We start from the raw sequence: 21370 nt of genomic DNA on the forward strand, positions 1-21370 counted from the left end.
CGATCCTTTCGACAGCCTACCAGCCGCGCATCCGTGGCCATCGCGCCGCGATCGCGTCGCTGCCGGCGGAGATGACGTTGTACAGTTCGTGTTGCGACGCCGTCGCACAGGCGTGATTGGGCAAAATGCGGACCTTCGCGCCGATCGGAAGATCGGGCAAAGCGCGCGCCGACCCGGGTCTGACGGCGAGGATCCCGTGCTCCTGGCTCGCTTGCGAAACAATCAGGTCGGGAAAGACCGTGCCCGCTACGTCGCAGACCAGACCGTATCCGTGGTCGACACGCTGCGCCGCGGTGCCGCGGTCGCGCGAGAGGGCCATCCAGCCCGCATCGACCAAAATCCAGCCCTTCTCGGGCTTCTTCCCGATCACGGTGGCGAGCACCGAGATCGCGATGTCGTCGGTCGTGCAGACACCGACGCCGTGCATGACCAAATCAAAGAACATGTAGACGCCGGCTCGCATTTCCGTGACGCCGGTCAGGTCTTCGGTAAAATGGGCTGTCGGCGTCGAGCCGACGCTGACGACAGGGCACTCATGTCCCGCCGCGCGCAACCTCTCCGCCGCAGCGACGGCCACGGCCCTCTCGTTTTCCGCAGCCGCGACAAGGGCCGCGGGCGTGCTGAGGCCGTAGGATTCGCCGGCATGGGTGAGAATGCCTACGAGGTCGACGCCTGCCTTGGCCACGGCGGCCGCGACGGCGGTGAGCTTGGGATCCTCGGCGGTCAGCCCGCCACGGTGACCGTCGCAGTCGATTTCGATGAAAGCAGACGGCGCTACGCCGGCGGCACGAGCGGCCGCGCCGAGGATGATCGCCTGCTCCGGCGAATCGAGCAGCACCTTGAGGTCGATGCCTGCTTTTCGCAGACGCATCGCTCTTTCAGCTGTCTGGGGCGCCAGACCCACGGCATAGGTGATGTCCCAAAATCCATGCTGCGCGAAGTACTCCGCCTCCGCCAAGGTTGAGACAGTGATTGGTCCCGCCCCCGATGGATAGACGCGTTGGGCGACGTCAATGGATTTCGCCGTCTTCATATGGGGACGCAGCACGACGCCTTGCCGGGCCATACGAGAGGACAGGCGCGCCAGATTGCGATCGAGCCGGTCCTTGTCGAGCAGGAGCGCCGGTGTTGCCAGCGCACCAATCGTTGCGGCCGTCTCGCCCGGCCCGGCGTTCGGGACATCCGTCCTGTCCATCTCCACGTGTAGCATCCCGATATCCCTTAGCCGAATGACTGGTTGGCGAGCCCGAACATGCGGGCCGGTCCAGTCCATGTAGCCGGCGTCCCCAGCACCATGGTGGTGGCATCACTGACCTGCTGCAGCCCGATGCTTTCGAGCCATTCCCCGAGCTGCGAGGAGGCCGGAGTATCGATCCGGACGAAGACAGGCCCGAGCCGCGCGATCGCGAACTCGATCAGCGCGCGTGCATCGGTCGGGCTCTCGGCCACCACGGGACCGATGACATACCCTCGGCCGAAGAGCCGAGAGATGGCGTAGCCGCAATGTATGCCGTCACGCAGCAGGACATAACCGTCACCGCTATCGAACAGCCGATTCAGCAACTGCCGCCGCTCCAACCCGGTAGCGGTGCGGTCGAGCCGCGCGATCGCTTCGAACTCCGATGCGGCCATCGGTCTGAGGAGGCCCGATCGCGGCGTCTCGTGGCTTTGGCGTGGAATTCCCTGATGCTGATGGATGATCCCGGTCGGCAGAAAGCCGCGGCGGCGATAAAGCGTGATGCCTTCGGCCGTCGAATTCAACGCGATCGTCCGTGGGCGCGCGGACGCCAGCAACGCATCCATCAGCCGCGCCCCATAGCCGCGGCCCTGAGCGGCCTTCTCGACGATGATCATGCCGGCGGACGCATGAGTCTCGCCGTACGGCCACCAGGCCGCGGTCCCGATCACCGTCCCAGCGCGTTCCAGAACAAAGCCATGACCCAGCTGCAGCGCAACATCCCAATCCTCGATCCGGTACGGCCAAGACATCTCCTGCGAGAGCTTCAGGGCGCCTACCAGATGCGCTCTGGCGAAAGGAAGCAGGGCCACGTCCTCGTTGTCGCGATGTCCGGCTGGATAAACTGCGGCTGTCATGATCGGTCGACGTCTCTTGCTCGGGTTGCAGGCCTAATCGCCAGCGCCTGACAGCGCGAGGCCATCTCATGATCCCCGCGCAGTTCGCAGCGTAACTTGGGTCCGACAGCATTACGCAGCGGACTGCCGCAAAGTTCGGCATAGAATTTCATTGATGATGCGGCAGCAGGATCAATCTGCTGTCCCGCTCGGAAGACTGCGAAACGACACGGATCCGGCCCGCTTGCGCGCCAGTGATCATCCGCTCATGCTTATAGAGGCCCTCCGCCTGGACCTGCGAACGAAGCTCGCGAGTTCGGCCTTCTAGGGTCGGCGCCATCGTACTCCCACCCTTGCTGCCACAAATTGGGCGATCATGATCATGCGAACTCTCCGCGGAGCATGAGCAAGATGCGCTCGAAGTCGCCGGGATCATGTGGCTTAAGGAGCGCAGCCTGCCGAGGCAGGTGCACATCCCAGAGACGCGACAGCCAAAACCGGAATGCCGCGGCGCGCTGCATCGCAGGAAGCACCTTGTGTTCGGAGGAAGTCAGCGGCCGGACGCTCTCATAAGCATCCAGGAAAGCGGCGGCTCGCTCGACATTGGCGCGGCGGGTGAGGCCATCGACGCACCAATCGTTGAGACACACTCTATATCGAACAGAAACGTGTCGCACCCGGCGAAATAGAAATCGATGACGCCGGACAGGCGCCCCCTCTCGAACAACACGTTGTCGCGAAACAGATCGGCGTGGATCGGCCCCGTGGGGAGTTGCCTGTAGCTCGAGGATAAAGCGAGCTCGTTCTGAAAGACCAATTCAGTCGAGAGCAGCGAGCGCGGTCCGGCAGGGAGGCGGCCGCCGAGCACCGGTACGACCTCGTTCCACCATTGAAGGCCGCGCGGATTGGCCTGCTGTCGTTGGTAATCGCTCCCGGCCACGTGCAAACGCGCCAGGAACTCGCCGACCGAACGGCAATGGGCCGCCGTGGGCTCTGTTTCGCTTGCACCAGGAAGCCTGTTGACGACCACCGCGGGCCGCTCTTTCAGCATGTGAAGGATCACGCCCCGTGCGTCAGCAACCGGATCCGGGACGGGCATGCCTCGTACCGCAAGATGCTTCATAAAGTACAGGTAGAACGGCAGATGCTCGGATGTAAGGCGCTCGAACAAGGTGAGCACATAGGCCTCTTCATCCGTGTCGACGAAGTAGTTCGTGTTCTCAATTCCGCCGGTGATCCCACGAAGGGAACGAGGCGCGGCGAGTCCCAGCGCTCGGAAGAACGACGTCACCTCGTGGAATGACAACTCCGTAAACACGGCCATGGTTGAAGCAGTCCTCGATCCCAAGCGGCCGTTCAGCTGGTCGCAATCTGGGCGATGTAGTTCTTGACTGCCTGTGCGTCCGGCGGAAGGACTTTGACGCGCCTCGGCAGTTCTTCCAGGCCCTTGAACCGGTCCGGAAGATGCGGCTCGCGACCCAACGCTTCCTTGATCGTCGCAGCGAATTTGATTGGCAGTGCAGTTTCGAGCACGATCATTGCCTCCCGGGGTGAGGTGTGTGCGCGCGCGACTGTGACACCATCCGCCGTGTGTGGGTCGATCACGGCGTGGTAGCGCTCCCACATGGCTCGGATCGTCGCCAACCGGTCGGCATGGCTGCTCTTGCCGCTTCGAAAGCCGAAACTGGCGGCCGCCTCCGCGAAACGGGGATCTCCACTCAGATCGAACCCGCCGTGCTCCCCGAGCTGACCATCAAACAGCGCCTTCGTCCGAGCGGCGTCGCGACCGACCAAGTCAAAGACGAAACGCTCAAGATTCGATGCCTTGGAAATGTCCATCGAGGGGCTCGATGTTTCGAGCGTATCAGCCCGGCTCCGAACGCGATACACGCCGGTGCGGAGAAATTCGTCGAGCACGTCGTTCTCGTTGGTCGCAACGACGAGGCGGCGGATCGGAAGCCCCATCATGCGCGCAACATGGCCGGCGCAGATGTTTCCGAAATTGCCTGAAGGCACGGTAAAGCTTACGCCTGCCGGTTCCCGTTCGGACGCCTGCAGGTAGCCGGAAAAGTAGTAGACGACCTGAGCAAGCAGTCTCGCCCAGTTGATCGAATTGACCGCACCGAGCTTGTATCGCCGTTTGAACTCGAGATCGCCGGCCACACGCTTGACGATGTCCTGGCAATCGTCGAAGACGCCATCGATCGCGATGTTATGGATGTTGTGGTCCTGGAGGCTGAACATCTGAGCTTGCTGAAAGGCGCTCATCCGCCCGCGGGGCGACAGCATGAACACCCGCACCCCTTTCTTGCCGCGCATCGCGTATTCTGCGGCGCTCCCGGTGTCGCCACTGGTCGCGCCAAGAATGTTCAATTCCTGATGCCGTCGCGCCAATTCGTACTCGAGCAGATTGCCGAGCAGCTGCATGGCCATGTCCTTGAACGCCAGCGTGGGACCGTTCGACAATTCCTGGAGATAAAGCCCCCTCTCTAGCTTCCGCAGCGGCGCGATGTCAGGCTTTCCGAAGATCGCTGGCGTGTAGGTCTTTTCGCAAATTGCCTTCAGGTCGGCCGGGGAAATATCGCTGACATAGAGTGCCAGAACTTCTAAAGCCAAATTGTGATACGGCAAGCTACGCCACGCATCGAGCGTCGCGCGATCTACGCGCGGGTAGCTCTCAGGTACGTACAGCCCGCCATCCTGAGCGAGACCCTCAAGCAGTACCTCGCAGAACTGCTTGCGGCCTGAATGGCCACGCGTCGAAATGTAGTGCATCGATCTTCTTTCGAGAGGCGCGAACGCCCGGAATTCAGGGGTCGGGTGGTAAGCTGCGGACGTCCATCAGCGGCTGGCGCGCCACAGAGCCATTCGGTCACGCATGCGATAGCTCTGGATGAAGGCCGGCATGAACCACGGATCCCCACGATAGAACGGGATGAAGGCCGGAGGGCGGAAGTCGAAAGCCGTGCGTGCCCGCTCCTCATGCCCCAAGAGCTTATGGGCTGCATGCATACCGATCCATGGGGCCCAAACCACGCCCGAGCCGCAAAAGCCGGTGGCATAGACAATGCCGTCCTTCTCGAAGATGCGAGGAATCATGTCGCGGTTCATCGCCACGTTGCCGAACCAGCTGTGCGAGAGGCGAACGCTCTCCAGCTCTGGAAACAGATTGATCAGGCCCTTGCGGAGCAGCAGCTTGGGGGCGACTGGATCGCCGACGCGGGAGCTGTCGCGGCCACCGAGCAGAATGCGTTTGCCGTCCGGCGAAGGCCGGTAATAGAAGCCGACCTCCCGATTTTCGATGATCATCATGCGTTTCGGCATCAGCCGCGCCATGACCTCGGGGGCGAGCTCCTCGGTCGCAATGATCCGGCTGCGGACCGGGACCAATCTGCGGCGCAGGAAGGGCACGGCACCATCGGTGTAGCCGTTGGTACAAACCAGCACCTGACGCGCCGTCACCGTGCCCGCCGCGGTGACGACGCGGAATTCGGCACCATCTCTTTCGATCGAAATCACGGGCGTCCGCGGGTGGACTACCAATCCGGAAGCGAGCGCGACCCGCAGCAGTTCGGCGTGGAATTTGGCCGGGTGCAGCCCGCCGATATCCATCCGAACCGTGCCGCCGCGATAGACATCCGTCCCGATGTACTTGCGCTGCTCGGCATAAGGAACCGCATAAGCCTCGATCTTCAGCTTGTTCGCCAGCCTCTCAGCAGTGCGCGCCATGGCTTCGTATTGCTCATAGCCGAAGGCGCCCTTGAACTGCCCCACCGGCTGGAAGTCGCAGGCGAGGCCTTCCGCCTTGACGAAATCATACAGGAACTCGCGTGCGGCCCTGCCTTCGGCCTCGATCGCCAGCGCCCTCTCTTCACCGAACCGTCGCGTCAGCGCCGCGTAATCCGGACGAATGGATCCGCTGGTGATTCCGCCGTTGCGCGTCGAAGCTCCTTCGCCCGGATCCATTGCATCAAAGGCTGCAACCGAGCGCCCCTCGCGCGCGAGCACCAAACCAGCCGACAGCCCGGCGTAGCCCGCGCCCACAATCAGCACGTCGAGCTTCGTGGGCAAGGGTTGCGGAGGCAGCGGCTTCAGCGGGGCGGCTTCCCACCAGTATGGCGTCGCCTTCTCGTCTACTCTGGGCGCATGCATGGCGTTTGCTTTTCTAAAGTCTTGTCGTGTTCAGCCGAGCCTTGGCTCGAGCTGATCAGATGTGGTCGTTTCGAACGTCGAGGGCATCTCGCAAGCCATCGCCGATGAAGTTGAAGCTCGTCACCGCGATCGTAATCGCGGCGCCGGGAATGATGGCGAGCCATGGAGCGCTCGCCAGGTATTGCTGGGCGCCGTTGAGCATGTTGCCCCAGCTCGGCAGCGGCGGCTGGATGCCGTAGCCGAGGAAGCTGATATAGGCTTCCAGAAGGATCGCGCGGGCGACCGCCAGGCTTGCGGCGACGATGATCGGGCCCATGGCATTGGGCAGGACCTCGCGGAACATGATGTGCCTTCGGCTCAGTCCCACCATGCGTGCAGCCTGGACAAACTCGCGCTCGCGCAACGAGCGGACCTCGGCTTCGACGATTCTGGCGGTCTCCATCCAGCTCGTGGCGGCTATGATGACGGTGATCATCACCGGGCTCGGCCGCAGCATTGCGGCCAGCGCCAGCACGAGGAAGATCGAGGGATAGGAAAGAAAGCCGTCCACCGTGCGCATCAGCGCAGCCCCGACCCAGCCGCCGCGATAACCTGCGGTCACGCCGACCAGGGTGCCGATCAGCGTCGATAGCAGCATCGCGGAGAATCCCACCAGCAGCGAGACGCGCCCGGCCATCAACAGCCGTGCGGCCAGGTCACGACCCAAAGGGTCGGTGCCGAAATAGTGGTGACCAGTGAGAGGTGGCGCAAAGCGGGCGCGCAAATCGATCTGGAGCGTGTCGTAAGGTAAGGCATAAGGGCCAATGGCGCACGCCAGCACAAGCAGGGTGATCATCGCGATCCCGACGAGTGCCAGATGATGGCGCATGAAGCGCGCCACCGCACGGCTGTGCCACCAGCGAGTAGGAGCTGCGTGCACGACGATGGCGGTCATATCTGCTGCCTCCTGGTAACAGGGGTGAGCCGGCGGGCTCAGCCCAGGCGAATGCGCGGGTCGACGGTTGCGATGACGATGTCTGCGATCAGGTTGCCCAACACGACCAGGATGGCCGAGAAGATCAACAGGCCCATCACCATTGGGTAGTCACTGTAGCCAAGGCTATCGAGAAACAGCCGCCCCATTCCCGGCCAGGTGAAGACCGTCTCGGTCACCAATGCGCCAGTCAGAATGCTGGGCAATTGCATCCCGGCCAGGGTGATCATCGGCAACAGGGCATTTCCGACGACGTGCTTCAGCAGGATGCGTCGCTCGCTCACACCCTTGGCGCGGGCGGTCTTGACGAAATCCTGACTCAGCGCGTCGAGCGTGGCCGTGCGCATGTAGCGGCTCCACACCGCGACATGAACCAACGACAGCACCAGGCTCGGCAGGATCAGATGGTGCAGATAATCCAGCACCGAGCCGTCGCCGATCGTGTACATGTTGCCTGCGGGAACCCAACCGAGCTTCAGCGTAAAGATGTAGATGCCGATGAGGCCGAACCAGAAGGTCGGGACCGACAGTGCGACCATGGCCCCGACCGTCGCGCAGTAATCGAACAAGGAATAACGATGAGTGGCGCCGCGGATGCCGATCCAGGCGCCGGCCGCGATCGCAAATGCGGTGGACGTGCCCATCAGCAGCAGCGTCGCCAACAGATGTCGGCCAATCACCGACAGCACTGCAGAGCCATCGCGGAACGAGTGTCCCCAGTCGCCCCGGATCAGCCGCCAGGCCCAATCCAGATACTGAATCCACAGCGGTCGGTCCAACCCAAGCTGCGCTGCGAGGCGCTCGAGGTCTTTCTGCGTCATGCCGGGATCAAGCCCAAACTGAGCAAGCGGTCCCCCCGGCATGAGGTTGAGCACCGTGAAGCCGATGATCGAGACAATCACCAGCAGCACGAGACTTTGCGAAAGGCGATTGATCAGGAAGGCGGACATGATGAGTCCTCCATTAGCGTGACAGCATCGAAGACCGTCCTTGTGCGTCTGATCGGCGCGACATCAACTCGCCCAGTACCAGGCCAGTGCGTTCCAGGATTCGGTGCGCGTATTGCCGTTGGGCACGAAACCGTTGATCCCCTTCTTGAGGCCTTCGACCGCATTGCTCTGGTACAGCGGCAGGAAGGGCAGATCACGACGGACAATTTCCTGTATCCGATGGTAGATCGCGCGCCGGGCTTCCGGATCGAAGGTCCGTGCACCCTTGTCGAGCAGGGCGTCGACCTCCGGATTCGTGTACTGCGCATTGTTCGAGCCGCGCCCACCCTTCGCTGCGATCGATCGCGAGTGCAGGCGGTTGGTCACGTCGGGGTCTGCGCCGATCAGGTAGGTGCTGCCGACGATGACGGAGTCGAATTTTGACTGTCCCCAGAACTCGCCCCACATCACCGCGGCTGGCAGGTTCGATATCTTCATCTCGACGCCCAGCTGGGCAAAGGTCTGCTGCAGGAATTGCTGCACCTGTTCGCGGAGGGGATCGCCGGATGTGGTCGAATTGGTAAAGGACAGACGAACGCCATTCTTGGTGCGAATGCCGCCCGCTCCCGGCGCCCAGCCGGCCTGATCGAGAATCTTGCGCGCGCGATTCAAATCGAATTGGTGCAGCGGCAGATTGGCGTTGAAGTAGAAGGACTGCCGCGGCATGAAGGTCTCCGTTGGAGCCGGCACGCCGTAATAGAGTCCCTGAATGATCGCTTCCTTATCGATCGCCGCGTAGAGCGCCTCGCGAACGGCAAGCTCCTTGAACTGCGGTCGCTCGAGGTTCAGGTAGAAGGACTCGAACGCGGTTCTCGGGACGAGAGTCACGACGCGGTTCGGCAGCGTCTTGGCTTCTCCGTAATGGTCAGGAGTGATGTAGGGCTGACCAACCAGATCCACGTCGCCGCTCTTGAATTGCGTGTAGAGCACGGTGAGATCGGGAATGTACTTGAACACCAGCTTCTCGATATGAGGACCTTCACCGAAGTATTCGGTGTTGGCCACGAGTTCGAGATGATCGCCGGCGACCCGCTGGCCCCATTTGAACGCGCCGGTGCCGACCGGAGCCTGGTTGAACGCGGCGTTGTTCGGATTGGCCTCCTTCTCGAGGATGTGCTTGGGCACGATGAAGGTTTCGGTCAGGAACGACAAATACGGCGCAAAGGCCTCTTCCATACGCCACGAGATCTCCGTGGGCGAGACCACCGTGATGTCGCGCACGAGAGAATGGCCGGACGTGCGCCAACTCCGGAAATTGGGGTTCACAATCAGTTCGAGCGTGAACTTCACGTCCTCGGCGCTGAAAGGCTTGCCGTCGTGCCAGCGGACATCGTCGCGCAAACGAATGCGCCATTTGAGACCGTCTTCAGAAATGCCGCCGTTCTTCTGGTTCGGCACTTCCAATGCAAGGTTGGGCTGAATGACGCCTTGAGGATCGATGCGGAAGAGCGCGTCGAAAACTGAGAAATGCACACCATCGTCGACTTCAATGTGGGCCATCAGCGGGTTAAAGACGGTCGGCTCCTGTCCAAGCCCGACGATCACGCGGCCGGTTGGCTTCGCCGGAGTGGTGCGCGCGAAGGCCGACTTGCCCAAGAGATTGGGCGCGAAGAGGCCGGCAGCTCCGCCAATTGCCACCATGCGCAGGGCATCGCGCCGCGAGTAGTTCGATGTGGTCGCAGAACGCTTGGTCATAACGTCTCTCCTTGCCTGTGGTGTCCGACGCGGCTTTCATCTTGGGACATGCTCCCGGGCTGCTCGCCGGGGATCGCTGCCACCAGTTCTCGGGTGTAGCTGGATTTGGGGTCGAGGAAGATCTGGGACGGCGGTCCGCGTTCGACGATCTGTCCTCGATGCATGACGGCAATTTCATCGCAGATCTGGCTGGCGACGCGCAGATCATGGGTGATGAAGATCATCGAGACGCCCGTCTCGCGCTGTATCTGATCCAGCAGCTTCAAGATCTGGGCCTGGATCGATACGTCGAGCGCGGAGACGGCTTCGTCGGCAATCAGCAGCTTCGGCTTGAACATCAGCGCCCGCGCGATACCGATGCGCTGACGCTGCCCGCCGGAGAACTCGTGCGGATAGCGGTCGAAGGCTCCTGAATCGAGGCCGACATGGGACAGAAGCTCCCGCGCCCGCTCGGCAGCCTCGCTGTATGGCGCCCCATGCGCGACGGGCCCAACCGTGAGAATATGTCCGACCGTCGATCGCGGATTCAGCGAGGCAAAGGGATCCTGGAAGATCATCTGGATCCCGGGCCGCAGCGATCGAAACTCGGCCTCGGAAAGCCCAGCGATGTCGCGCCCTTCGAACAGAATCGAGCCGCTGTCGCACGCCATGAGCTTGATCAGCAGCCGACCGAGCGACGACTTGCCCGAACCGCTCTCCCCCACGACGCCGAGCGTGCGGCCCGACGTGAGGTCGAAGCTGACCCCATTGACCGCGGGCACGATGCGCTGCGTGCGGAAAAGCGCGCTGCCGCTGCGATAGGTCTTTGCGAGGCACTCGACCTTGAGAATGGCCACTGGCTCAGCAGCTTCCAAGGGCAAGCGGTTTTTGCCGGTCAGGTGCGGGACGGCTGCGATCAGGCGGCGCGTATAGAGGTGGCTGGGCGACTTCAGCACCTGCTCGGCACTGCCCTGCTCCACGCAATGGCCTTTCTCCATCACCACAACGTAATCGGCGATCTCAGCCACGACACCGAAGTCATGAGTGATGAACATGACGCTCATCCCCTTGCGGCGTTGAATGTCGCGGATCAATTTGAGGATCTGCGCCTGGGTCGTCACGTCCAGGGCGGTGGTCGGCTCGTCTGCAATCAGGATAGAGGGTTCCAGTGCCAGAGCCATGGCGATCATCACGCGCTGCCGCTGTCCGCCTGAAAGCCGGAATGGATACTGGTGATACATAAGCTGCGGATCCGGCAGACCCACTTCAATCAACAGGTCAATCGCCCTGCTGCGACGAGAGGCCGGCGTTCCCACGTCGTGCGCAGCCATCACCTCCTCGATCTGCGCGCCCACGGTCATCAGCGGGTTGAGCGCCGAGAGAGGGTCTTGAAAGATCATTGAAACGATGCGGCCGCGCAGGCTACGGAGCTTGTCGGGCGAGAGGCCCACCATGTTCGTCCCGTCCAGGTGGATCGCACCCGAGGAGACCCGGATCGCTTTCGGTAGAAGCCCCATGATCGCATTCGCGGTGACCGACTTGCCCGATCCGGATTCCCCGATGATACAGAGAATCTGTCCGCGTTTCAGATCGAATGAGATGTTCTCGACGGCGTATGCCCGCTCCATTCCTTCCGGCAGACTCACGGTCAGCTCGCGCACCGACAGCGCGACATCGACGGGGCTTGCCACCTGGATGCCAGAGGCCATGAGCGCATCCTCCTTTTTCAAGCCAGTGCCGTCATCTTGCTGCGGCCGGCGCCTTCGGCTCCTTGCGCCTCCACGCTCCTTGGACAGGTCAATAATTCGCCGCTCAACTTGCCATTCCTTCATTGGAGGCTGCGACATGGTTCAGGCCTCTTCGCGCAAGAAGCAAGAGCTGTTGCTCAGAGCGCCGCGCCGACCCGTTCGGCCACCTCGATCGAAGCGAAGCTCCTTCATGGCTTGATCCCTTCCGCGAAGGCCTGCTCCTGGACAAGGCTCATGCAAGTTGCCTCTTTGGACTTCGATCATCGATCGGTTGGTTCTGCCGATCTTGACGATGTCGATCACCCCGGAGTCGCCGAAAGCCGGCATCGAAGCAGCAGGAACTTCTGAAAACGAAGTCCGATTTGGCATTTCAGTCTGCGCCGCGAGGCCCGCCGCGGCCCAACCAGGAGGGCGCGCAATGGATTGCGGGAGCGCGAGCGTCGGTCTCGCCGCCTGCAAGTGCGGTGCAAGCAAAGTATTTTCGCAACAATTGCCTGTGTCAAAGACGGTAAACCGCAGGATATTCGGTCTCACGACGAAAGTCCGCCGGGGCTGCGGTAATTCCTCGGTTACGCTGCGGCAACCACCGGAGATCCCTGTCCGATGAGCGCGCCGCTCCTGCATATCGAATCCAGTCCATCCCTACCTCGTGAGGCAGACGTCGTGGTCATCGGCGGCGGCGTCGTGGGCGTGTTCACGAGCTACTATCTCGCTCGTCGCGGGCTCAAGGTTGCTTTGCTTGAAAAGGGCCGCGTCGCCGCCGAGCAGTCCAGCCGCAACTGGGGATGGTGCCGCCAACAGAACCGCGATGCGCGCGAGCTACCGCTTGCCACCAAGAGCCTGGATCTCTGGGAAAGGGTTGCCGGAGAGACCGGTGATGATACGGGTTTTCGCCGCTGCGGACTCTTGTATCTGTCGAACGACGAGAATGAGCTGGCCGGCTGGGCAAAGTGGCGAGACTTCGCCAGGACCGTCGGGGTCACGACGCACATGCTCAGTGCGCAAGAAGCGAGCGAGAGAGGCAGGGCGACCGGTCGCAAGTGGAAGGGCGGCGTCTTCTCGCCCACAGACGGCACGGCTGATACTTCAAAGGCCGTCCCCGTCGCCGCGCGCGGCATCATGGCGGCGGGTGGCACCGTGCACCAGCTTTGCGCGGCTCGCGGCATAGAACTCAGCGCCGGCCGGGTCAGCGCAGTGGTGACCGAGGCGGGCACCATCCGGACGAAGACAGCGGTCATGGCAGGCGGTGCATGGGCTTCGTCGTTTTGCAACCAGCTCGGCATTCGCTTCCCACAGGCATCCGTACGCTCTTCCATTCTGTCACTGGCCCCGGGCCCAGCCGGCCTGCCTGACACCTTGTACGCCGGGCTCGTATCGGCGACGCGACGCGGCAACGGCGGATACACGTTGGCAATCAGCGGGCGCGCGCGAGTCGATCCGACGCCGCAGCAGTTCAGGTTCGGCCGCGAATTCCTGCCCATGTTCGCCCGCCGGTGGCGAAGTCTCAGCCCTGGGGCCTTTGAAGGCTTGAGGCAGGGTCATGAATCTCTGGCGAAGTGGCGGCTCGACGCGGTGACCCCGATGGAGCTGAACCGGACGCTCGATCCTCCCCCTGACATGAGGCAGATTCGGCTGACGCATCGACGAGCCTGTGAGCTCGTGCCGGAACTCCAGCACGTCGCAATCTCAAACGTTTGGGCCGGCTACATCGACAGCACGCCGGACGGCATTCCCGCAATCGGTGAAGTTGAATCGATTCCAGGTTTCATCCTTGCGGCGGGGTTCAGCGGCCACGGTTTTGGAATTGGCCCAGGCGCGGGTCATATGATCGCCGACATCATCACGGGCAGTCCGCCGATCGTCGACCCGCGCCCCTACAGGCCGGAGCGGCTGAAAATGAGCGCCTGGGGCAAGGTCAGCGAGTTCTGAATTGCAGCTTCCGCCTCGGTGGGAAAAGGTGCTGGTTGATGCTATGACAATGCATATGACGCTGAAATCTCAAAGCCCTAACGCCGTTATCGGTCCCATCTGATGGCATTGCTATGAAGCTCGATAAGATCGACATCAGGATTTTATGCGAACTGCAGAAGAACGGGCGGATTTCCAACGTCGAGCTCGCCGAGCTGATCAATCTTTCCCCAAGCCCATGCCTGATGCGGGTCAAGAGACTCCAGACGGAGGGCTTCATCACCGGCTATTCCGCCCAGATCGATGTTGCCAAGCTTGGACAAACTCTGACTGTGTTCGCCGAAATCACCCTGAAGAATCACCGGCAGATCGATTTCGCACGCTTTCTCACGACGATCGAAAAGATCGATTCCGTCGTCGAATGCCATCTCGTTTCCGGCGGGTACGACTATCTCGTCAAGTTCATCACGGCGGGGATCAGCGAATACCAGGCCGTCATGGAACGGCTGGTCGAGATGGATATCGGCATCGACAAGTACTTCAGTTTTGTCGTGCTGAAGTCCCCGATCGTGAAATCCCATCTGCCGCTCGAAAGCATATTCAACGGCTGACGACAGGCGCAGCGATTATCCTCTCATCGCTGCGCGGACGTCCCTATCTTCCAGCGTCTGGTCCAGAGTAGTCCTCGTCCGCTCGATGATGCCGTCGATGTCCGCATCCGTGCAGCAGAGCGGCGGCGCGTAGCCCAGCACGCCCTGGGCAAAGGCGCGGATGACGAGGCCGTTGTCCCATGCACGGTCGAAAATACGGCGCGCTGGATCGGCTTCCGCCGGCAGCGGCGTCTTGCGCTCCTTGTCAGTGACGAGCTCGATTGCGGCGAGCATGCCGCGCCCCCTGATATCGCCGACGAGCGGATGATCGGCAAGCGAGCGAAGCCCTTCCATCAGGCGGTGCCCGGCCTTCCGGCCGTTTTCCAACAGGCCGTTTTCGTAAAGGTCAAGGCACGCGAGCCCGACGGCTGCACTGACAGGATGTGCGGAATAAGTGTAGCCGTGGCCAACGGCCGCCTTGCCGGCGCCGTCTGCAATGGTGTTGTAGACGCGGTCGGACATCAGAACGGCGCCCATCGGCACATAGCCCGACGTCAGGCCTTTTGCCGTGGTCATGAGATCCGGCACGACGTCATCCTCTTCACAGGCGAAGAGCGGACCGACACGGCCAAAGCCGGTGATGACCTCATCGGCAACGAACAGAATGTCGTGCTCCCTGCAAACAGCGTGCATCGCTTTCATCCAGGACGGCGGCGGAACGAGGACGCCTCCCGACCCCTGTACCGGCTCGACATAGAAGGCCGCGACACGTTCGGCGCCGAGTTCGGCGATCTTGGCCCGCAGAGCGGCGACCGATGCCGCAATGATCGCCTGGGGATGCGAACCGACGGGATTGCGATAGGCGTAGTGCGATGGGATCTTGTGCTGCCAGTCGTATGGTACCCCGAAGCCCGCATGAAAGGCCGGCAGCGCGGTCAAGCCAGATCCCGCCGTCGACGATCCGTGGTAGCCGGATTCGACGGAAATGAACTGATCCTTCTGTGGACTCCCCTTGGCATGATAATAGTACCGAATGAACCGGATCGTGCTGTCGACGGCATCGGAGCCGCCCAAGGTGAAATAGACATGGTTCAAATCGCCAGGCGCCAGTTCAGCCAGCCTTGCGGCCAACCTGATCGCCGGTTCGGAGCCCAATCCGAAATAACCCGTCGCATAAGGCAGCTCGCGGAGCTGCCTCAAAGCCGCTTCGACGATGCTGTCCTGTCCGTAACCGGCATTGACACACCAGAGACCCGCAAAACCGTCCAGCAATTGACGGCCCGAGACATCGGTCAGCGTCGCGCCCTTCCCTGACTTCAGCACGCGGACGCCGGTCGCCTCGTGGCTGCGATAGGACGAGACCGGGTGAACCAGATGCGCGCGATCGAGTTCAATCAGCGAGTTGTTCAACATGTCGCCCTCCAGATCGACCGCAATGCTTGTGCGGCACTCCCGATATCTTCGGAGCTCAACGTAAGACGCCCAGGACAGCAGTTGCTCCCGGCCATGACATGGGCGGAAAGCGTTTTGACTTTGATTGACGATCGGCGCCGCATCTTATGCCGGCATCGGCCTGAGCCAGGCATTGGCGCTCACGTTGAGGGTGCCTTTTCGCACAACTCTCTGCCACAGCTCCGATCCGATACGACACAATCTGCTCCCGGTCGCCGCGACAGCGGTGCTTTATCCGGTCGTCTGCCCGCTATGATCCCTGTCGTACCGGAACACGGTGCGTGAGGACCGAAAAGGATCGAGCCATGGCAACGTTTAGACCCAAGTACATCACCTTCGACTGTTACGGCACGCTGACCAATTTCGACATGGCCGGCGCGGCAAGGAGGGTCTATGGCTCTCAACTTTCTGCCACGACGATGGCAAGTTTCACCAAGGATTTCGCTGCCTATCGCCTGGACGAGGTTCTTGGCGCATGGAAGCCGTACTTCGAGGTCGTGCATAATTCGGTAGAGCGCGCGTGCAAGCGCAACGGTATCGCATTTCGGCCGGAAGATGCCCAGCGCATCAATGACGAGATCCACACATGGGGTCCACATCCAGACGTCCCGGCGGGTCTGGCCAAAGTTGCCAGGGAGATTCCGCTGGTCATCCTGTCGAACTCCATGAAGAACCTCATCATGTCGAACGTGGAGAAGCTCGGCGCTCCGTTCCACATGGTCATCACCGCGGAGGAGACCGGCGCCTACAAGCCGCACATGAAGGGCTTTGAGTACATGTTTGACAAGCTGGGCTGCGGCCCGGAAGACATCACCCACGTCTCATCCTCCTTCCGCTACGACCTGATGACGGCCTATGACTTGGGCATCAAGAGCAAGGTCTGGGTGAACCGAGGTCACGAGCCCGCGAACCCCTTCTATGAATACACCGAGGTCGCTGACATCGGAGGGCTTGCCGCGGCCGTCGGCTTGGAGCCTCTTCGCAAAAGCGCATGAGCGCAGTTCCTTTCGGCCTTTCACGACTTGCGTTGTGACGGAAAAAAGGGGGCGGTTCGACCGCCCCCTTTTCTTGTTTCAGATATTTCTGAAGGGCTGCTCAGTCCAGCCCGCCCACGTGGAGCGCCTTCGTCTCGAGATATTCTTCGATCCCGAGCTGGGATCCCTCGCGTCCGAGGCCCGACTGCTTGACGCCGCCGAAAGGCGCAACCTCGGCCGAGATCAGGCCGGTGTTCAGCCCGACCATGCCGAACTCGAGCGCCTCGGCAACACGCCAGGAGCGCTTGAGGTTTTCAGTGTAGAAATAGGCGGCAAGGCCGAACGGCGTGCCGTTGGCGATCGCAATGGCCTCGTCCTCGGTCTCGAACCGGAACAGCGGCGCGACCGGCCCGAAGGTCTCCTCTGAAGCGAGGAGCATCTCCGTCGTCGCGCCGCCGAGCACGACAGGGCGGGCATATTGCCGCCCTTCCGGCACCGACTCACTCTCCGCGATGAGCTTTGCGCCCTTGTTCAGGGCGTCCGTAACGTGCCGCTTGATCTTCTCGATCGCCGCGCCGTTGATCATCGGCCCGATTGCGACCCCCTCTTCCGTACCGGCACCGACTTTCATTTTCGCGACCCGGCTGGCGAGCTTCTGGGCGAAGGCGTCGTAGATGCCAGCTTGCACCAGGATGCGATTGCAGCAGACGCAGGTCTGCCCGCCATTGCGGAATTTCGACGCAATCGCCCCCTCGACCGCTCGGTCGATATCGGCATCGTCGAAGACGATGAACGGCGCGTTGCCACCGAGCTCGAGGCTCAGCCGCTTGATGTTGTCAGCAGCACCCTTCATCAACAAGGCACCGACGCGGGTCGATCCGGTAAACGAGATCTTGCGGACGGTTTCGTTGGCCATCAGTTCCTGGCCGATGTCCGCCGGCATGCCCGTCACGACATTGATCACGCCAGCTGGAATTCCAGCCCGCTCGGCCAAAACAGCGATGGCGAGAGCCGAAAAAGGCGTGAACTCGGAGGGCTTGATGACCACAGTGCACCCGGCGGCAAGCGCAGGCGCCACCTTGCGCGTGATCATCGCGTTCGGAAAATTCCAGGGCGTGATGATCCCGCACACGCCGACCGGCTCTTTTAGCACCAGGATGCGGCGATCTACGGTTGGCGCCGGAATTGTCGACCCATTGATGCGGCGGGCCTCCTCTGCGAACCATTTCACGAATGAGGCGCCATAGCGGATCTCTCCGAGCGATTCAGCAAGCGGCTTGCCCTGTTCCAGCGTGAGCAGCAGCGCCAAATCCTGCTCATGGCGTCGCATGAGCTCGTACCAACGCTCCAGCAGCGCAGCACGCTCCGCATGAGCCTTTGCCTTCCATTGCTTGAACGCAGCTGCCGCCGCCTCGATTGCTGTCCTGGTCTCGTCTCGACCCATATCGGGGATGGTGCCAAGCACTCGCTGGCTCGCAGGATCGATGACATCAACAACCGCTTTCGTGCTCGCATCCCGCCAATTGCCGCCGATCAGCGCTTGCTGGCGAAACAGATCCTTGTCCTTTAATGCAATCATGGGCTTGCTCCTTGGCTTTAGGCCGGCCTCATCATCACTGCCTGATCTGCGAGTGGCGAGACGAAGCCGTCTCATGCGAGCAGTACAGGACTGCACGCCGCATTTTTCATTGAGAATGAAGTGTCTGGCCGCGTTGAATCTGCTCAGACGCGGCGCCGGAGGTCGAAAATTCTGAGGGCCGCTTGATCGTGCTGCCCTCAGCATTGTCTCAGTCGTAATGGCAGACGTAGATCTTTCGCACGGTCTCGATCGTGCGCCAGATCCCAACAAAGCCAGGCTTCATGACAAAGCTGTCGCCGGCACGGTATCTTCTGATCTCACCACCCTTTTCCTCGATTTCGATCAGGCCCGAGAGAATGTGGCAGAACTCGAAGGTGGTGCCCTTGATGGAATGGGTCTCGCCCGGCGTCGCTTCCCAGACGCCGGTCAGCACCTTCTCGCCTTTCGAGGCGTCCTGCGCCCAGGTCTTGAAGGATGGATTGCCCGAAATGAGCCGCTCCGGGGCAGGCAATGCGTTCTTCGGTGTGAAGCCCGGATTGGTGTCGATGGTGACTAGAAGTGACATGGCGCTTTTCCTGTTAATAGCCGAGTGTTCGATCGACGAGGCCGATCGGATTTCGTCCAGCGCGGTGGCGCCGGATGTTCTCTATGACCGATTGTGCCGCCGTATGCGGTTGGGTCACGGACGCGATATGCGGCGTGATGATCACCTTCGGATGGGACCAAAGTGGATGATTTTCCGGCAGCGGCTCGGGATCGGTGACGTCGAGCATCGCTGCTGCCAAATGCCCGCTGTCCAGTGCCTCGATGAGCGCGCCCTGGTCAAGCTGCGGGCCGCGGCCGACATGCAGCAGCCTCGCTCCGACTGGCAAAAGCGAGAAAAGCCTTGCATTCAGGATGCCGCTTGTTTGCTCCGTCAGGGGGAGAAGGCAGACGAGGATATCTGTTCCTCGCAGGAAGTTGCCAAGCTGGTCGTCGCCATGGAAGCAGGCGACTCCCTCGACAGTTTTTTCGCTGCGGCTCCACGCGGCGATGGGAAACTGGAACGGCTTCAGGCGGTCGATTGCAGCCTGCGCCAGCATGCCAAGCCCGAGGAAGCCAATACGCCGATCGGTCGCCTGGGACGTTGCCAGCGCTTGCCAAAGGCCCCTTCTCTGCTGCCCTTGATAAGCCAGCATCTCGCGATGCAGCGTCAGCACGCCGAGGACGACGTATTCCTGCATCATGCGTATGATGCCATCCTCGACCATGCGCACGAGCTTCACCTGCTCGGGTATGGTTTCCGGCTTGAACTGGTCAACGCCAGCCCCGATGGAAAAAAGCACCTCCAGATTACAAAAACGCGAGACATCGTCTGGCACGTTCCAGGTCAGCAGGTACCGTATCTTTTCCGGGTCGATGGATTCGCTGCAATGGTAAAATTCCAGGTCAGGCAGCTCGCACGCAAAAGCCTTGCGGAAGACTGCCCCTCTGACAGCATCAGAATTGAATAGAAATGCCATCGATGCACGCCTCCGCCTCGCTCGGCATGTCGACGACGCCAGGAAGAGCGATTAGCCTTGCAAGACTTTCTTGGGGATTCCCGGCGATCCGCTCTGCCGGCACAGTTTCTTGCCGAACACCGAGAGGGTAGCTGCACGCCGGAGCTTTCCCTGCCGAATTACGTTGCAATACAGGCCGAAGATTTCGAAAAGAAAGCCCAAACAGGGGAAACCTGCTGGCTTTTCGTGCAATAGTGCGGCGAAATACGCCCGCTACCCCATTGTGGCGGAAGAGAAAAGGCGCGATGTGCGAGCGATTGGCACCCCGCGAAGGAATGGACGAGTCGAGATGGGACGAACGGTACGCGTGAAGTCCTTTGAGCTGGCCGCGAAGGACATCAACGACGTTGATGTGACGCTGCTCCACGCACTCTCGACCGGCGTTGGCTGGCCACACCGCCCCAAGGATTGGGATTTCTTGCGCCGCGCAGGTCACGGCATCGTAGCCGTCGATGGTATTGGACGCGTCTTCGGCAGCGCGATGTGGTTCCCATGTGACCGCGAATTCGCGACCATTGGCCTGGTGATCACATCGCCTCGGACCCAGGCTCAGGGGACTGGCCGCTGGCTCATGGAGCAGGTTTTCGAGCGGTGTCGCGACCGGAATTTGACCCTCAACTCGACCCACGCCGCCTATCACCTCTATCTGTCGCTGGGGTTCACGAAGGAAGCCACCGTGTATCAGTGGCAAGGTGAGGTCGCCTCACCAACTCCGCCGGTGCCGACCCTGGAGGGCGAATTGAGCTCGCTGTCCACGGCGAACATCGGAGAGATCGCGGCACTGGACGAACGCGCGTTTGGAGCCAGCCGTCAGAAGTTGCTTGCGTTGCTTTCTGAAGGTGCGTCAATCTGCGTCCTGCGCCGTGGCGGTGCGACCGTCGGTTATTCCATGAAGCGCGAATTCGGGCGCGGTCATGTGATTGGCCCGATCGTTGCCAGCAATGATTCTGACGCGATCCATCTTACGGCCGTGCATCTCAAGGATCTCGCCGGAAGGTTCGCCCGCGTGGATACGCGGGAGCAGACCGGTTTGTTTGCGGACTTCCTTCAACAGAGCCGCCTCGGGATGAACGACACAGTCACAACCATGTCCAAGGGACGGCGATTCCTGAACCGAAAGGAAAACGAGCCGTGGGTCTACGGATTGGCCGGTCACGCCTTGAGCTGAAGCTGTGAAGCATAGAAGCGTGTCCGGCGGAGCCTCTTGGCGACGTCGGACTGGTTCAGCAAACTCGACCTACTCAAGACACACCTCTCCACTCCCGCGGCGCATCACACCCGAGTTTTGCGCTGCTCTCGACGCCCCTTCATCGGAAAGGGCGCAGGGAAGACCGGGCGCCGGCTGGCACCCGCGGTCCGCTGTGCGCAAATTGCGCGAAGACAAGATGCACAGCGGCATACAGGGCAGCCTGGACATCCCGGCCTTCCCTGCGCAGTGGTTTGACGGCTTATGGCGCGCTCTCCCCGGGGAGCGATGCACTATTGCCCCCGTCGCCTTGCGGATGACTGATGCGCGCACCCGGTCGGGCCGCTTCACCACCGCAAGCCTTGACGCACAGACCCCGGGCGTCAGGACCACACGCTTTTGCCGTACGCGGACCGCACCGGTCGTGTGCGCGCTGCTCAACCGCTCACGGGCCAAACCCGCCCTGCGATTGCTGGCGCGCCGATGCACTCCACGTCCACCGCCACCCGGCCCGCGTATCGTGACGGTCGC

General features: G+C 61.6%; 17 protein-coding genes. 4 read left to right on the top strand and 13 right to left on the bottom strand.

The window, feature by feature from the left end; translation table 11 throughout:
- Positions 1-16: 16 nt before the first annotated feature.
- From XI05_RS26260 to XI05_RS26300, 9 genes are all read right to left on the bottom strand, one after another.
- Positions 17-1195, bottom strand: coding sequence for an alanine racemase (locus XI05_RS26260; protein ID WP_271507300.1), 1179 nt, complete (start codon positions 1193-1195; stop codon positions 17-19).
- A gap of 26 nt (positions 1196-1221) precedes the next feature.
- A complete protein-coding gene (locus XI05_RS26265) occupies positions 1222-1989 on the bottom strand; it encodes a GNAT family N-acetyltransferase (RefSeq protein ID WP_271507302.1) in 768 nt (255 codons plus the stop codon).
- 634 nt (positions 1990-2623) lie between these two features.
- Positions 2624-3397 carry a homoserine kinase gene (locus XI05_RS26270; RefSeq protein WP_271507179.1) on the bottom strand — a complete coding sequence of 258 codons (774 nt, stop codon included), beginning with the start codon at positions 3395-3397 and terminating at the stop codon, positions 2624-2626.
- Positions 3398-3429: 32 nt separating this feature from the next.
- Positions 3430-4848: a threonine synthase gene (gene thrC / locus XI05_RS26275; protein WP_271507181.1), complete on the bottom strand. Its 1419-nt coding sequence runs from the start codon at positions 4846-4848 to the stop codon at positions 3430-3432.
- Between the two features lie 66 nt (positions 4849-4914).
- The gene (locus tag XI05_RS26280; RefSeq protein WP_271507183.1) at positions 4915-6225 is read right to left on the bottom strand and encodes an NAD(P)/FAD-dependent oxidoreductase; all 1311 of its coding nucleotides are present in this window, start codon (positions 6223-6225) and stop codon (positions 4915-4917) included.
- Positions 6226-6280: 55 nt separating this feature from the next.
- Complete coding sequence (locus XI05_RS26285; protein WP_271507185.1) at positions 6281-7159, bottom strand: ABC transporter permease; 879 nt, start codon at positions 7157-7159, stop codon at positions 6281-6283.
- Between the two features lie 38 nt (positions 7160-7197).
- A complete protein-coding gene (locus XI05_RS26290; protein WP_271507187.1) occupies positions 7198-8148 on the bottom strand; it encodes an ABC transporter permease in 951 nt (316 codons plus the stop codon).
- Positions 8149-8211: 63 nt separating this feature from the next.
- Complete coding sequence (locus tag XI05_RS26295) at positions 8212-9882, bottom strand: peptide ABC transporter substrate-binding protein (RefSeq protein ID WP_271507189.1); 1671 nt, start codon at positions 9880-9882, stop codon at positions 8212-8214.
- On the bottom strand, positions 9879-11570 hold the full coding sequence (locus tag XI05_RS26300; protein ID WP_271507304.1) for an ABC transporter ATP-binding protein: 1692 nt from the start codon (positions 11568-11570) through the stop codon (positions 9879-9881). The genes XI05_RS26295 and XI05_RS26300 overlap by 4 nt, the downstream gene beginning before the upstream one ends.
- Before the next feature lie 642 nt (positions 11571-12212).
- Here XI05_RS26300 and XI05_RS26305 point away from each other — a divergent pair.
- Both XI05_RS26305 and XI05_RS26310 read left to right on the top strand, forming a co-directional pair.
- Entirely contained in the window at positions 12213-13538 is a 1326-nt protein-coding gene (locus tag XI05_RS26305; RefSeq protein ID WP_271507191.1) for an NAD(P)/FAD-dependent oxidoreductase, read from the top strand.
- Positions 13539-13651: 113 nt separating this feature from the next.
- Positions 13652-14128, top strand: coding sequence for an Lrp/AsnC family transcriptional regulator (locus XI05_RS26310; RefSeq protein WP_027544593.1), 477 nt, complete (start codon positions 13652-13654; stop codon positions 14126-14128).
- 15 nt (positions 14129-14143) lie between these two features.
- On the opposite strand, the gene XI05_RS26315 is transcribed toward XI05_RS26310, so the two are convergent.
- On the bottom strand, positions 14144-15520 hold the full coding sequence (locus tag XI05_RS26315) for an aspartate aminotransferase family protein (protein WP_271507210.1): 1377 nt from the start codon (positions 15518-15520) through the stop codon (positions 14144-14146).
- 344 nt (positions 15521-15864) lie between these two features.
- Between XI05_RS26315 and XI05_RS26320 the strand changes: the two genes are divergently transcribed.
- Positions 15865-16554 (top strand): haloacid dehalogenase type II, encoded by a 690-nt coding sequence (locus XI05_RS26320; RefSeq protein ID WP_271507211.1) that lies wholly within the window; start codon positions 15865-15867, stop codon positions 16552-16554.
- A gap of 100 nt (positions 16555-16654) precedes the next feature.
- Here the strand turns inward: XI05_RS26320 and XI05_RS26325 are convergent, their stop codons facing one another.
- From XI05_RS26325 to XI05_RS26335, 3 genes are all read right to left on the bottom strand, one after another.
- On the bottom strand, positions 16655-18112 hold the full coding sequence (locus XI05_RS26325; RefSeq protein WP_271507306.1) for an NAD-dependent succinate-semialdehyde dehydrogenase: 1458 nt from the start codon (positions 18110-18112) through the stop codon (positions 16655-16657).
- A 208-nt stretch (positions 18113-18320) separates the two neighbouring features.
- Positions 18321-18677, bottom strand: a complete 357-nt coding sequence (locus XI05_RS26330; RefSeq protein WP_271507213.1) for a cupin domain-containing protein — start codon at positions 18675-18677, stop codon at positions 18321-18323.
- A 13-nt stretch (positions 18678-18690) separates the two neighbouring features.
- The gene (locus XI05_RS26335; protein WP_271507215.1) at positions 18691-19614 is read right to left on the bottom strand and encodes a 2-hydroxyacid dehydrogenase; all 924 of its coding nucleotides are present in this window, start codon (positions 19612-19614) and stop codon (positions 18691-18693) included.
- 328 nt (positions 19615-19942) lie between these two features.
- Here XI05_RS26335 and XI05_RS26340 point away from each other — a divergent pair, with 328 nt between their 5' ends.
- Positions 19943-20821, top strand: a complete 879-nt coding sequence (locus tag XI05_RS26340; protein ID WP_172786025.1) for a GNAT family N-acetyltransferase — start codon at positions 19943-19945, stop codon at positions 20819-20821.
- Positions 20822-21370 lie beyond the last annotated feature (549 nt).

It is taken from the genome of Bradyrhizobium sp. CCBAU 11357 (assembly GCF_028128865.1).
Taxonomy (GTDB): Bacteria; Pseudomonadota; Alphaproteobacteria; order Rhizobiales; family Xanthobacteraceae; genus Bradyrhizobium.